The sequence below is a fragment of the Rathayibacter sp. AY1C2 genome, assembly GCF_002931195.1.
Taxonomy (GTDB): domain Bacteria; phylum Actinomycetota; class Actinomycetes; order Actinomycetales; family Microbacteriaceae; genus Rathayibacter.
In genome coordinates this window covers 42456-55788 of record NZ_PSWG01000024.1, presented here as the reverse complement: position 1 = coordinate 55788, position 13333 = coordinate 42456, and the positions used below count along the sequence as shown (strand labels likewise).

The following is a 13333-nucleotide window of genomic DNA, read 5'->3' as shown; positions in this document are numbered from 1 at the left end:
GGGGTGGGACGGGGCGGGCCGGCTCGCGAGGGGGCCGGCCCGCGGAGGGGCTCGGGCTCAGCCGCGGACGGGCTCGGGCTCCGCGGCGACCGGCGCGGCCGACTCCCGGCGCTCGACCCAGGCGGGAGCGTCCCGGCCGAGCAGGAGGTAGGCGATGCCGGCCGAGACTCCGCCCGCGAGCCACGAGACGTCGACGCCGCCGAGGGCGGTCGCGGCCGGACCCTGCAGGGCGGGCACCGAGCCGTTCATGAACAGCCAGGTCAGGGTCGCGCCGATCGCGAAGGAGAGCAGCGCCCGCCAGCGGACGTCCGGCAGCAGCGGCGAGCCGACCGGGGCGAACAGGTGCCCGAAGGAGCGGACGCGCGGCTCGAACACGGTGTAGTGCACCAGCACGATCGCACCCCAGGGGGCGACCCAGCCGACGAGGCCGACCAGCCACGCGTCGAGCGTGGTGGCGAGGTCGTCCTGGAAGACGAAGAACACCGCGGCCGCGAAGGCCAGCACGCCGACGATGAGGCTGAGCGCGCGGCGCCCGAGCCGGATGTCGAGGGCCTGGGTCGCCATGCCGAACGAGTAGATGTTGAGGACGTTGGTCGCGATCGGACCGTGCACCACCAGGAGCAGCACGGGGATCGCGAGGGCGCCGAAGTTCTCGACGATCAGCTCCCCGGGATCCACGGAGCCGTTCTTCGTCGCGAGGGTCGCGCCGAGGACGCCGAGCCAGACCACCGGGATGAACTGGCCGAGGACGCTGGCGAGGTAGAGCCCCCGCTTCGAGGAGCGGGGTCCGACGAAGCGGGAGTAGTCGCCGGCGTAGGCGAGCCAGGTGAGGCCCCAGCCGATGCCGATGGCGGTCATCACGATGGACATGGCCGCGATGCGGTCGCCTCCGGTGAGCGCGCCCTCCGCGGGGCCGGCGTAGGACCAGTCGATGTCGAGGAAGAACCAGGCGACGACCGACATGATCGCCAGCACCAGGAGGGTCGGCGGCACGGTCCAGCGCTCGAAGGCGGCGATCGCGCGGTAGCCGAGGAAGGAGATCGCGACCTGCACCGCCATGATCACCGCCGCCACCGCGATCTTCCAGCCGACGTTCGCCTGCTCCGGGTCGACGACGCCGACGGAGCCGAGGAGCGCGATGACCAGGTCGAGGACGATCCAGGTGTTGATGGCGCACCAGCCGATCACGACCACGGCCTGGATCGCGGCCGGGACGTAGTTGCCGCGCCGGCCGAAGATCGCCCGTCCCACGAGCATCCCGGTCGCCCCCGTCCGCTGCCCGAGGAGGACGAAGAAGCCGAACACCGCCATCCCGACGACGTTGCCGAGCACGAGGACGGTGACGGTGTCCGCCAGGCCGAGGCCCATGTTCACGCCGAGGGCGCCGAGCACCCAGTTGATGGGGGCGATGTTGGCGCCGGCCCAGATCCAGAACTGCCCGTCGAGCCGGGCGGTGCGCCGGGAGTCGGGCAGGGGACTCAGCGCGTCCTCGGCGTCGGCGGTGCCGTGCAGGGTGTCGGTGCTCATGGCGGATCCTCTCGGGGAGGGGGATGAAGGGGAGGGCGGGGCGCCCGGTGAGGCTCCACTCTCGTGCGGACCCGTTTCGGGCGGCGCGTCCGCGTGTAAATTCGCCATGACGGGAGAGGACGTTCTGTATGGCCTACCTGCTGTCGGACGCGATGCGGGATCCGCGCCTCGCCGCCATGCTCCCGGTGGTGGCCGCCGGGCACGCGGCCGCCGAGCGCGCCGTGATCCGCTGGGCCCACACGAGCGAGCAGCTCGACATCGCGCCCCTCCTCCTCGGAGGCGAGCTGCTCCTGATGGAGGGCGCGCTCCTCTCGACCGACCAGGACCCGGCGGAGTGCCGCGAGTACGTGCGGTCTCTGGTGGATGCGGGAGTCGGCACCCTCGCTCTCGAGCTCTCGCCGCGCCTGCCCGCGGTGCCGCCGCCGATCGTCGCGGCGGCCGACGAGCTCGGCCTCCCCGTGCTCGCCCTGCCCCGGCGCGTCCCCTTCGTGCAGGTCTGCGAGAGCATCAACACCCACCTCACCGAGCAGAAGTTCCGGAGCATCCGACTGGCGGACAGAGTGTCCGGTCTGCTGGCCGACGCGGCCTCCGGGGACGCCGGTGTCGACGAGCTCCTGCAGGTCGTCGCCTCCGCGACGGGCGCCTCCGCCTCGCTCGTCTCGCTCACGGGCGACGAGATCGCCCGCGCCTCGCCCGGGCCGGGCGTCGACACGGAGCCGACGGCCGGGACGTTCTCGAACGTGCTGCACGCGGGCGATTCCCTTTTGGGCACCCTGCATCTGCGGGCCCACGCCGACGCCGACCTCCACGCCGTCGCCGTCGCGCTCGACCGGGCGCCGGACGTCCTCGCGATCGCCGTGCTCCGGCACCGCCCGCCGTCGGTCACCGAGCGGCTGACCGCCCAGCTCTTCGCGATCGCATCCGTCGAGCGCGCGGACCCGGCGGCCGACCTCCAGATCGACGCCTTCCTCGGCCGCCTCGGCGCCGGATCCCGGGAGCGCTACCTCGGCGTCCGGGCCGACACCGGTCACGACGACCGGCGGCTCCGCGCTCTGCTCCGCCTCCTGACGGGCGCGGGAGCGGATCCCGGCCCGGTGCTCTGCGTGGTCGGCTCCGAGCTGCTGGCGCTGCTGCCGTTCGCCACCGCCGCCGCGATGGAGGAGGGCCGGACGGAGCTCCTGCGCCTCGGCGCCGCCCTCGACTCGGACGCTCTGCTCTGCGTCGGAAGCGGGCTCGGCGGGCAGGAGCGGGTGCCCCGGGAGCTGGCGGAGGTGCGCGGCGCGCTCGAGTGGGCGCCCGCAGGCGGAGTCGTCGACTCGCGCCAGTACCGCCTGGAGCGGTTCGCGAGCTCTCTGCAGGACGATCCGGAGGCGGACGACCTCGTCGAGGAGGTGCTCGGGCCCCTGCGCGCCCAGCGCGGCGAGCTGCTCGCCACCCTCGAGGCCTTCGCGTCGCTGTGGGGGAGCAAGACGGCGACGGCGGCCGCGCTCGGCATCGGCCGGCAGACCCTCTACGACCGGCTCGCGCGGATCGAGGAGCTGATCGGCCCGCTCGACTCGTCGCCGGCCCGCGCCCGGGTCGTCATGACCGCCGTCTTCCTGCACCGGGCGCGCGCGGCGCTCCCGGCGGTCTCGCCTCCGGTCGGGCGGACGTTCCCGCCTCCCGCCGAACGCTGACGCGGCCGGACGGGATCGAACGGCTCAGGCGGGCAGCAGCTCCGCGACGAGCGCCTGCACGCGGGCCCTGATGTCGTCGCGGATCGAGCGGACCTCCTCGAGCGGTCGGCCCTTCGGGTCGGCGAGGTCCCAGTCCTCGTAGCGCTTGCCGGGGAAGACGGGGCAGACGTCGCCGCAGCCCATCGTGATCACGACGTCGGAGGCCTGGACCTGCTCGGTGGTCATCAGCTGCGGGACGGCCTGCGAGATGTCGATGCCCTCCTCCGCCATCGCCTCGATCGCGATCGGGTTGATGCTGTCGCCGGGCTCGGAGCCGCCGGAGCGGACCTCGACGGCGCCGCCGGAGAGGGCGCGGAGGTAGCCGGCGGCCATCTGCGAGCGGCCGGCGTTGTGGATGCAGACGAAGAGGACGGTGGGGGCGGCCATCGGGGCTCCTGGTGTCGAGGGGCGGTGCTCGGAGGAGCACGGGGCGAGGGTAGCGCGCCCGGGCGAACGGCTCGCGGGCCTGCGGAGCCGGAGGAGACTCCGACGGCCGGGTCGGGAATATACCCCCCGGGGGTATGTTGCACTCCCGTGGACCGAACCGGGGGAGACACCATGACCGACCACGCCCACCACCACCCGACCACCTGGCGCGCCGCCGCCCTCGCGACCCTGCACTGCCTGACCGGCTGCGCGATCGGCGAGGTCCTCGGCATGGTGATCGGCTCCGCCCTGGGTCTGCCCGCCCTGGCGACGGTCGCCCTCTCGATCGTCCTCGCGTTCGTGTTCGGCTACGCGCTCACGCTGCGGGGGGTGCTCCGCTCCGGAGTGACGTGGCGCGCCGCCGTCGGCATCGCGCTGGCGGCCGACACCGTCTCGATCGCCGTGATGGAGGTCGTCGACAACACGGTGGTGCTCGCGATCCCCGGAGCGATGGACGCGGGCCTCTCGTCCGGCCTCTTCTGGGGCTCGCTCGCCGGCGCCCTGGCCCTGGCCTTCGTCGTCACGACCCCGGTGAACCGCCTGCTCATCTCCCGCGGCCGCGGCCACGCGGTCGTCCACGGCCTGCACGGCTGAGCCGCGCGGGATCTCGATGCGCCGCCTGCGACGGCTGCTCGACCAGCAGGAGGCGCGTGCTGATCGAGCAGCCCGGGCAGCAGGCGCCGCGAGATCCCGCCGGGCGTCAGCCCTGCAGGCGGCGGTAGTGGCGGTTGCGGACCGAGAGGATCGCGCCTCCGATCACCGCCGCGAGGAACGAGCCGGCCAGGACGCCGACCTTCACGTGGTCGTCGGACTCGCTGCCCGCGCCGAACGAGAGCTCGCCGACGAGCAGCGACACCGTGAATCCGATGCCGGCCGCGAACGCCATGCCGATCACGTCCACCCAGCGCAGCGACGGATCCAGGCCGATGCCGCGGAACCGGGTCAGGAGGAAGGTGCTCCCGGCGATGCCGAGCGGCTTGCCGAGCACGAGGCCCGCGATGATGCCCACGGCGATCGAGTCCTGGAACGAGTCGACCAGGCCCGCGACTCCGCCGACCGTCACTCCGGCCGAGAAGAACGCGAAGACCGGCACCGCGACCGCGGTCGAGAGGACGCTCCAGCGATCGGCGAAGTGCGCGGCGAGGCCGTCGTAGACCGGGCGCCCCTCCGCGTCCGACCCCACCTGCACCCGGGCGCGCTTCGTCGCGACGACCGGCACGGTGAAGCCGAGCAGCACGCCCGCGACCGTGGCGTGGATGCCCGAGGCGTGCACGAGCGCCCACGTCGCCACTCCGAGCGGGATCAGCACCCACCAGGCGCGCACGCCGCGCTGCACGCAGACCGCGAAGACCGCCAGCGGCACCAGCGCGAGCAGGAGCATCAGCACGTCGATGCCGGCGGTGTAGAAGACAGCGATGATCGTGATCGCGATGAGGTCGTCCACCACGGCGAGCGTGAGGAGGAACGTCCGCAGCGCCGGCGGGAGGAACCGGCCGACCACGGCGATCACCGCGACGGCGAAGGCGATGTCGGTGGCGGCGGGGATCGCCCAGCCGTCCAGCGCGGCTCCTCCGCGGGGCAGGTTCACCGCGGTGAAGATCAGGGCGGGGACAGCCACGCCGCCGACGGCCGCGACGATCGGCACGAGCGCCGTCTTCGGGTCGCGGAGCTTGCCGGCGACGAACTCCTCCTTGAGCTCGAGCCCGACGACGAAGAAGAAGATCGCGAGCAGGCCGTCGGCCGCCCACGACCCGACGCTCAGCTCGAGGTGCAGGGCCTCGGGGCCGAAGCGGAAGTCGCGGACCGCGCTGTAGAGCGCGGACGCGGGGCTGTTGGCGACGATCAGGGCGAGGAGGGTCGCGGTGAGCAGGAACGCTCCGCCGACCGTGTCCTTCTGGAGGGTCTGGCGGAGTCCCCGCCAGATCGAGTGGGGGGCCTGATCGGCGGGCAGGGGCTGGTGCGGCATGAGGGGTTCCGTCCGGAGGGGTGGGTGTGCGCGGGGACGCGGCCGCGGGCTCCGGAGGAGGGGCGGTCGCGGGTCAGCCGCGCGGCGGCGGGCAGCCGGCGATCTCGCCGTGCGCGTTCGTCCCCCACGAGCTGAGCCATCCATTCGTGCCCGAGGCGCGCTTGGTCAGCAGCTGCCGGGTCGGGTACGCCGCGGCGGCGCGCGCGCGGGCGCGGCTCAGCGGAGGGAGGGTCAGGGGCACCGCACCAGGGTACCGGTGGCACCCGCGAGGGGGCCGGGTGTGCACGAGCGCTCGGAGGAGGAGCCGCCCCTCCCGCCGCCGAGCCACCTCGCCCGCTCCACTCAGGGGACCTCGTGCCCCCGGCCCGCCTGCCCGCCGAGCAGCGGGCGCAGCGCGGTCGCGACGGCGTCCGCGCGCTCCTCGCCGCCGAACCAGGCGTTGCCCGCCCGGACGAGCGGGTAGGCGGCCTCGAGGAGGTCGCGCCCCGCCGGGGTCAGGGCGATCCGGGAGTGACGGCCGCGGCCGCGCTCGGCGCCCCGGTCGAGCAGGCCCCGCTCCGCCAACCCGGCGACCAGGGCGGTCATGCTCTGCGGGCGGACGCCGACGGCGCGGGCGAGGTCGGCCTGCGTCAGCCCGTCGGCCGCCGAGAGCTGCGCCAGCACGCCGAACTCGACCGGGCTGAGCCCGACCGGCGCGAGCGCGTCGCCGACCCGCCTCGCCAGGTCGCGGGCGGCGCGGATGACCGTCCAGGCGGCGATCGCGTCGACGTCGTCGCGGGTCAGGGAGAACTCCGAGGACATGGACCGAGCGTACCGGCGTAGTCTTCGAGTATCAGTTAGTTGATACCGAGGAGGAATCATGAGCGACGTGATCGCGATCACCGGAGTCACCGGCGACGTCGGCGGAAAGACCTTCGAGCGGCTCGTGGCGGCCGGCGCGCCCGTCCGCGCGATCGTCCGCCGGCCGGAGCAGGCGGCGGCCCTCGCGGCCCGCGGCCTCGACGCGCGGATCGCCGACCTCGGCGACGGGGCCGCACTGACCGCCGCCCTCCGGGGCGCCGACCAGCTCTTCCTGGTCACCGCCGCCACCCCGCGCCAGGCCGAGCACGGCGCCACCGCCGTCCGCGCCGCCCAGGAGGCGGGCGTCCGCGCGCTCGTGCAGCTCTCCGGCGGCGACGCGGCCGAGCACTCGCCGCTCCCCTGGGGCCGCGCGATCTGGCGGACCGACGAGCGGGTGCGCGCCTCCGGGCTGCCCGCGACGATCCTCCACGCCTCGGGCTTCCTGACGAACCTCGAGCCCTCGGCGCCCGCGATCTCGCGCGGCCTGCTCCCGCAGACGATGGGGCGCGGCGTCATCCCGTGGATCGACACCGCCGACATCGCCCGGGTCGCCGCGCACGTCCTCGAGGCGGGAGGGCACACCGGCGCCGAGCCCGTCCTCACCGGACCGGCTCTGCTCGACGGGCCCGGCGCCGCCCGCGAGCTGGCCGCGGGCCTCGGGCGGCGCGTCCGCTACCTGCACCTGCCCAGCCGCGTGTTCGCCGGTGTCCTGCGCCTCACCGGCATGTCCGCGTGGCAGGCGGAGGGGCTCCGCCGGCAGTTCGGAGTCGTCGCCCGCCGCGGCCTGGACGGCGTCGACGTGCTCACCGACGAGGTCGAGCGGATCACGGGGACGCCGGCCCGCTCGACGGCCGACTGGGCGCGGTCCCGCCGCTCCGTGCTCCTCGGGCGGGAGCAGCCGCGACCCCTGCACGCTCCACCCGGCACCGGTACCCCTACCCGTGGATCCGCCGCAGGCGCATCGTAGGGCTGTGAAGCAGATCCAGTACGCCGGCGCGACCTTCCAGGTGGGGGACGCGGTCGCCGACGCACTCGTCTCCTACGCCTCCGGGCTCGCCGCCCACGGCCGCACCGACAGTGTCGAGCTCCCCGTGCTCGGCGGCGACGGCCACGCGACGGTCGTGACGCTGCTGCTCAACTCCGCGACGAGCCTCTTCGTCTCCGGCGCCGCAGGCCTCCTGCCCGGGCTCGACGAGAAGGCGGTCGCCGCCGACCTCCGCCAGCGGACGCAGTGGCTGGACGCGGTCCCGGCGGTCACCGCCGTGGAGCCGAGCGCTCCGGAGGACCTGATCTGGCTCGAGTTCCCGGAGGTCGCGGCCCTGATGGACCCCGAGACCGGCGCCCGCTCCCCCGCGACGCTCCACCTCGTCGAGCACTCGCCGCGGCGCGACTCCCTCGTCTTCACCGTCGTCTACGTCAGCACCCTCGACCGCGACCTGGGCTCGGGGGAGATCCGCCGGCTGCTCGAGACGAGCCGCCGCAACAACGTCGAGCACGGCGTCTCGGGGATGCTCGTCTTCCGCGGCCGCCGCGTGATGCAGCTGCTCGAGGGCGAGGAGTCCGACGTGCGCTCGCTCTACGCGCGGATCCTCGCCGACCCGCGGCACGAGGGAGTGGTCACCGTCTGGACCAGCGTGCACGAGCAGCGCCGCTTCCCGGACTGGTCGATGGGCTTCGACGAGCTCGACCTGCCCGTCGAGCGGCCCGCCTCCTGGCCCGAGCCGGACCTCCCCGAGCAGTCGATCGACGCCGTGGCGGACGACTACCTCCGCCGCCGGTCGGAGGCGCTGCGGAGCGCGCTGGTGAGCAGCGACCCCCTCGTCGCGAGCCTCGCCGTCATCCTGCACGGGCACCGCCCCGAGCGCGTCCTCGAGGGCGGCGCCGGAGTGCGGCTCCGCTGCGCCGAGTGCCGCGCCTTCGACGCCCACGACGGGTACGACTCCTACCCCTGCGCGACCGCGAGGACCGCGATCCAGGCGCTCGAGGCGGCCTGACGCGAGCCGGGCGGCCGTGCGGGATCACCGTCCCGGGGCACTCCGAGCGCACCCCCCTTCCGCGGGTCTGCGCAAGCCCGTCCGCTCGCCCCGGCGCGCCCCTAGGGTGAGGCCATGACCGATCCCGGCGCGGCCCGCCACGACGTCCTCATCATCGGCGGCGGCAACGCCGGACTCTCGACCGCGGGACGGCTGCGGCGCTCCGGAGTGGACGACGTCGCGGTGATCGAGCCCCGGTCGACCCACGTCTACCAGCCGATGCTCTCCCACGTCGCGGGCGGCACCGCACCCGCCTCCGCGGCGACCCGGCCTCAGGGCTCGGTGACGCCGAAGGGGGTCGTCTGGATCCAGGACCGCGTCGAGACGATCGACCCGGTCGCGCACACGGTCACCCTCCTCTCCGGCCGCACCGTCGGCTACGGGCAGCTCGTCGTCTGCCCCGGGATCCAGAAGGACTGGGCCGCGGTCCCCGGGCTCCAGGAGGCGATGGACTCGCCGTTCGGAGTGTCCAACTACGAGTACGAGTACGCCCGCAAGGCGTCGCAGGTGCTCCGCGAGGTCCGCTCCGGCACCGTCGTCTTCACGCAGCCCGGCGGCCCCGGCACCTGCTCCGGCGCCTCGCAGAAGCCGATGTACCTCGCCTGCGACTACTGGCGCGCGACCGGCGTCCTCGACCGCATCCGCGTCGTGCTCGTCGTGCCGACCCCCACCCTGTTCGGGATGCCGCTGATCGACTCCGAGCTCGAGCGGAAGGTGGCGGAGTACGGGATCGAGGTCCGCTACGGCCGCGAGCTGGTCGAGGTCGACGCGGCCGAGCGGAGGGTCGTCCTCGCCGTCGACGAGCGCGCGACCGCCCTCCCCGGCCCCGACCGCGCGCGGCGCTCGACCGACGGCCCGCGCGAGACGCTGTCGTACGACGTGCTGCACGCCGTGCCCCCGCAGTCGGCCCCCGACTGGCTGGCCGGCACCGGACTGGCCGCCGAGGGCGACGAGGGCGGCTTCGTCGAGGTCGACCCGCTGACCCTGCGGCACCCGCGGTTCCCCGACGTATGGGCGCTCGGCGACGCGGCGGCCACGGTCAACTCGAAGTCCGGAGGAGCGCTGCGCCAGCAGACCACCACGCTCGCGAAGAACCTCGTCGCCGCGCAGAAGGGCCGCCCGCTCCCCCGCGTGTACAACGGCTACTCCGTCTGCCCCTTCGTGGTCTCGCGGTCGAGCGTGGTGTTCGCCGAGTTCGACGACCGCTACCGCCCGAAGCCGACCGTCCCCTTCTGGACGGGCCTGGCGAAGGAGCGGCGCCTCACCTACCTCGCCGACCGCCGCGTCCTGCCGTGGGTGTACTGGAATCTGATCCTGCAGGGACGGGCCTGAGCGTCCTCTTCCGGACATGTCCGGAAGAGGCGCTTGCCGCTGCCGGAGGCGCTCCCGAGACTGAGGGGTCGGCACCACCGTCCGACGCGCCCCCTCGTCTCCTGGAGGACCCGATGCGGCCCAGCCCGACTCCCGACCGCTCCGGCACCGCGCGATGACGACCGCGCAGGACTGGGGGCCCTCGACCGACGCGGACTCCGCCGGCGGTCCGCCCGCGTCGCGGAGGCAGCGCGTGCGCGCCTGGATGCGCGGCGGCTCCTTCGGGCCGACCGGCCTCACCCGGCGCGGCTGCCTCCTGGTGCTGGCGTCGGTGCTCGTGGTGGCGGTGCCGGTCGTCGCGCTGACGCTCGCGCATGTCGATCCGCACGCGTCGCTCAAGGTCTGGATCCTGGCGATCACGCTGATCGCGCTGGTCGGAGCGCTGCTCCGGGTCGTCGCCGACGCCGGTCCGGACCCGCAGGCCGACCTCGACCGCGCGGGCAAGGCGGTCGGAGCAGTGGCCGCGGCCTACACGGCGCTGGCCGTGATCATCGACTGGGGGATGCTGCACCTCTGAGGCGCGGTCAGCGGGCCTCGTCGCGCGGGTCGTCCGTGCCGTCGGGAGCGCTGCCGATCACGTCCGGTATGCCGCCGGTGCCGCCCTGCGCGCTCCCGGTCCCGCCCTGCGCCGCTCGCTCGTCCTCGCGCCGGCTGAGCCAGCCCGGGCCCTCGCGCCGCAGCCGCTCCGCCTCCGGACTCGGGACGGGCGGCGCCGCCGGCCGCCGCAGGAGCCGCACCTGCCGGACCGCGCCGAGCACCACTCCGGCGCCGAACAGCGGCAGGCCGAGCAGGAGCACCAGCCACAGCGGCGCGTGCCGGCGTCCGCCGCCGACGACCGCGCCGAGATCCCAGCCCGCGTCCGCCGCCAGCCAGAGCATCCCCGCCACGAAGACGGCGCTCACCAGCGAGAGCGCCCAGGGCTGCGCGAGGAGGAGCGCCTGCGTGCGCTCCGTGCGGAAACCCTTCGCCATGCGCCGATCCTAGGCGGGCGTCAGCCGGCGAGGATCCGGTCGACCAGCCCCTGCGCGTCGCCCTCCGCGGGAACGATCTGCACGGTGTCGCCCTCGATCGGCTGCATCACGGAGAGCGCCGACTCGACCCGGTCGCCCACGCGGAGGAGGAGCCGGGCGTCGGCCCCCTCGTCGATGGCCGCCTGCGAGCCGCGGCGCAGGAGGGCGGCGCCCGCCTCGTCGAACCGGACGTCGACGACTCCCGTGCTCGGATCGGCCTCGACCGCGGCGACGCCCGCGCGGGTGAAGTCCTCGGGATCGACGAGGACGTCCTGCCCGCCGACCGGGACGCACTGCGGATCGGAGCCGGGCTCGCAGAGCGCCGAGACGGCGACCCCGAGGCCGCCGACGGGCTCCGGAGTGGCGGACGGGGACGCCGCGGGCGACGACCCGGCGGAGCAGCCGGTCAGGGCGAGCAGGAGGAGCGCGGCGGCTCCGGGGGCGGTGCGGCGGATCACGGGATCTCCTCGGGTCGCGTCGGAGCGCGCCACGATACCGAGGCTCCGGCGCTGCGGCCACTCGGCGGCACGGCTCGGGCGGAGCGGCTGCGGGCGGAGCGGCCGGTCCGCGGCACGGCGGGGCAGGCGGCGGCGACCCGCCCCTCAGAGGCGGACGACCAGCTTCACCGCCGACACACCCTCGTGCAGCCGGTCGAGGGCGGGCTGCAGCGCGGCGAGCCCCTCACCCACCACCTCGGGCGCCGGGGCGCAGACGTGACGGCCCTCGGCGAGCGCCCCCGGCAGGTGGTCGCGCCACAGCATCGGCCCCACCTCGTTCGTCATCAGCGAGCCGCCCCAGACGAAGCGGGCGCGGATGCCGCGGCGCCGGGCCGCGATCTGCAGCGCCGCGGTGCCGCTGACCACGCGCAGCATCGTCCGTACGAAGGCGGCGCTGACACCGCGCCGACGCGGGAGCGAGCCGAACGAGACGGAGGGGCTGGCCAGGGCGACGCGTCGCGCTCCGGTGCCCGCGGCCACCGCCACCGACGGGGCACCGGAGCCCGTCCCGATCGCGAGCACCCCCGCGACCTCGTGGCCCGCGAGCGCCGCCACCAGGTCGGCGACGACGGTGGGGCTGCGGTAGTCGAGGACGATCTCGGCGCCCAGCTCGCGCATCCGATCGTGGTTGCGGGGGGACGCGGTCGTCGCCACGCGGTGCCCGGAGGCGACAGCGAGCTGGATCGCGTTGCTCCCCACGCTCGTCGTCCCGCCCCAGACCACGACCGTCCTGCCCGTCGGCCGGACCGGGGCGCTCGGGTGCGGCAGGGCGAGGTGGTCCCGCTGGAACAGCGCCGTCGCCGCCGTCGAGACCGCGAGCGGCAGCACCGCCGCCTCCTCGAAGCCCAGCCGGTCGGGGATCGGCGCCGCCAGGTCCTCGCGCACGACCGTGTACTCCTGGAACGCGCCCTCGTCGCGGTTCCGCCGCCCGCGCTCCATCCCGACCGCGTACGCGACGACCCGGTCGCCGACGGCGAAGCGCGTCACTCCAGGGCCGACCGCCTCGACCACTCCCGCCACGTCCTCCCCGAGCACCGCCGGGTACGGCACCCACCGGAACATCAGATCGCCCGTCCACTGCTTCATCTCGTCGACCGGGTTCACGGCCAGGGCGCGGTTGCGCAGCAGGACCTCCCCCGGACCGGGGACGGGCATCGGAGCGGGGCGGACGACGAGGTCGGCCCGCGGGGCGGTCAGCAGGGCGGCGGCGTTCTCGGGCACGGGCGGCTCCAGTCGGAAGTGATGGCAGGACGTGTCGTCACCCTACTCCTGATGACACGTCGTGTCGTCAGCTATCCTGGGCGGATGTCACGCTGGGCTCCCGACGCCGCCCTCCGCCTCGAGCAGGCGGCGATGGAGCTCTTCGCCGAGCACGGCTACGCGGGCACCACCGTCCCCGCGATCGCGGAGCGCGCCGGGCTCACCACCCGCACCTTCTTCCGCCACTTCGCCGACAAGCGCGACGTCCTCTTCCTCCGCGAGCGCGAGTTCCCCGAGATCGTCGGCCGCCTGCTCGCCGGCGCCCCCGCCGGCCTCGCGCCGATGGACCTCGTGATGCACGGCCTCGAGGCAGCCGCCTCGGGCGACCTCCAGACCTGGCGCGCTCCGATCGCCGCCCGCCGCGCCGTCGTGCGCTCCGAGCCGCAGCTGCGCGAGCGCGAGCTCCTGAAGTCGGCCGCCCTCGCCGAGAGCATGCGCGCCGCCCTCGTCGACGCCGGAGTCGCGCCGGGGGACGCGGCCCTCGCCGCCCTCGCGGCCTCCGCCCTCTTCGACCTCGCCCTGGAGCGCTGGCTCGCCGCGCCAGAGGGGTCCCTCCTGGTCGACGTCCTCCGCGCCGAGCGCACACGCCTCGGCGCGCTGCTCGCGCGCTGACCCGCACGACGCTGTCGAGGCGTCGCGAACGGTCGTCCTCCGCGGCGGGAGGCGGCCGTTCGTGACGCTTCGGACC

15 protein-coding genes are annotated in these 13333 nt (G+C 75.0%); 7 read left to right on the top strand and 8 right to left on the bottom strand.

The genetic code is table 11. The annotated features are described in order from the left end of the window. Positions 1-57: 57 nt before the first annotated feature. A complete protein-coding gene (locus C5C55_RS14270; RefSeq protein WP_104234359.1) occupies positions 58-1527 on the bottom strand; it encodes a cytosine permease in 1470 nt (489 codons plus the stop codon). A gap of 128 nt (positions 1528-1655) precedes the next feature. Here C5C55_RS14270 and C5C55_RS14265 point away from each other — a divergent pair, with 128 nt between their 5' ends. Continuing rightward, positions 1656-3203 carry a PucR family transcriptional regulator gene (locus tag C5C55_RS14265; protein ID WP_104234358.1) on the top strand — a complete coding sequence of 516 codons (1548 nt, stop codon included), beginning with the start codon at positions 1656-1658 and terminating at the stop codon, positions 3201-3203. Between the two features lie 24 nt (positions 3204-3227). On the opposite strand, the gene C5C55_RS14260 is transcribed toward C5C55_RS14265, so the two are convergent. Beyond that, positions 3228-3629, bottom strand: a complete 402-nt coding sequence (locus C5C55_RS14260) for an arsenate reductase ArsC (protein WP_104222419.1) — start codon at positions 3627-3629, stop codon at positions 3228-3230. Between the two features lie 171 nt (positions 3630-3800). Between C5C55_RS14260 and C5C55_RS14255 the strand changes: the two genes are divergently transcribed. Next, complete coding sequence (locus C5C55_RS14255) at positions 3801-4262, top strand: DUF4396 domain-containing protein (protein ID WP_104234357.1); 462 nt, start codon at positions 3801-3803, stop codon at positions 4260-4262. A 106-nt stretch (positions 4263-4368) separates the two neighbouring features. Here C5C55_RS14255 and nhaA read toward each other — a convergent pair whose 3' ends face one another. The 3 genes from nhaA to C5C55_RS14245 all read right to left on the bottom strand — a co-directional run bounded on the left by nhaA (position 4369) and on the right by C5C55_RS14245 (position 6435). Further along, positions 4369-5634, bottom strand: a complete 1266-nt coding sequence (gene nhaA, locus C5C55_RS14250) for a Na+/H+ antiporter NhaA (RefSeq protein ID WP_104234356.1) — start codon at positions 5632-5634, stop codon at positions 4369-4371. A 73-nt stretch (positions 5635-5707) separates the two neighbouring features. Next, on the bottom strand, positions 5708-5875 hold the full coding sequence (locus tag C5C55_RS16675; RefSeq protein WP_181027217.1) for a hypothetical protein: 168 nt from the start codon (positions 5873-5875) through the stop codon (positions 5708-5710). A 101-nt stretch (positions 5876-5976) separates the two neighbouring features. Then, entirely contained in the window at positions 5977-6435 is a 459-nt protein-coding gene (locus C5C55_RS14245; protein WP_104329220.1) for a MarR family winged helix-turn-helix transcriptional regulator, read from the bottom strand. Between the two features lie 58 nt (positions 6436-6493). Between C5C55_RS14245 and C5C55_RS14240 the strand changes: the two genes are divergently transcribed. The 4 genes from C5C55_RS14240 to C5C55_RS14225 all read left to right on the top strand — a co-directional run bounded on the left by C5C55_RS14240 (position 6494) and on the right by C5C55_RS14225 (position 10395). Next, positions 6494-7441: an NAD(P)H-binding protein gene (locus C5C55_RS14240; protein ID WP_104234354.1), complete on the top strand. Its 948-nt coding sequence runs from the start codon at positions 6494-6496 to the stop codon at positions 7439-7441. A gap of 4 nt (positions 7442-7445) precedes the next feature. Next, positions 7446-8468 carry a BLUF domain-containing protein gene (locus tag C5C55_RS14235; RefSeq protein WP_104234353.1) on the top strand — a complete coding sequence of 341 codons (1023 nt, stop codon included), beginning with the start codon at positions 7446-7448 and terminating at the stop codon, positions 8466-8468. A gap of 114 nt (positions 8469-8582) precedes the next feature. Next, positions 8583-9839 (top strand): NAD(P)/FAD-dependent oxidoreductase, encoded by a 1257-nt coding sequence (locus tag C5C55_RS14230; protein ID WP_104234352.1) that lies wholly within the window; start codon positions 8583-8585, stop codon positions 9837-9839. A gap of 154 nt (positions 9840-9993) precedes the next feature. Further along, on the top strand, positions 9994-10395 hold the full coding sequence (locus C5C55_RS14225) for a hypothetical protein (protein ID WP_104226999.1): 402 nt from the start codon (positions 9994-9996) through the stop codon (positions 10393-10395). A 7-nt stretch (positions 10396-10402) separates the two neighbouring features. Here C5C55_RS14225 and C5C55_RS14220 read toward each other — a convergent pair whose 3' ends face one another. The 3 genes from C5C55_RS14220 to C5C55_RS14210 all read right to left on the bottom strand — a co-directional run bounded on the left by C5C55_RS14220 (position 10403) and on the right by C5C55_RS14210 (position 12606). Continuing rightward, complete coding sequence (locus C5C55_RS14220; protein ID WP_104234351.1) at positions 10403-10849, bottom strand: hypothetical protein; 447 nt, start codon at positions 10847-10849, stop codon at positions 10403-10405. 20 nt (positions 10850-10869) lie between these two features. Further along, on the bottom strand, positions 10870-11346 hold the full coding sequence (locus C5C55_RS14215; protein WP_104234350.1) for a hypothetical protein: 477 nt from the start codon (positions 11344-11346) through the stop codon (positions 10870-10872). A gap of 144 nt (positions 11347-11490) precedes the next feature. Then, entirely contained in the window at positions 11491-12606 is a 1116-nt protein-coding gene (locus C5C55_RS14210) for a zinc-binding alcohol dehydrogenase family protein (RefSeq protein WP_104234349.1), read from the bottom strand. An 84-nt stretch (positions 12607-12690) separates the two neighbouring features. Between C5C55_RS14210 and C5C55_RS14205 the strand changes: the two genes are divergently transcribed. Continuing rightward, positions 12691-13257 (top strand): TetR/AcrR family transcriptional regulator, encoded by a 567-nt coding sequence (locus C5C55_RS14205; RefSeq protein ID WP_181067865.1) that lies wholly within the window; start codon positions 12691-12693, stop codon positions 13255-13257. The last annotated feature ends 76 nt before the right edge of the window (positions 13258-13333 follow it).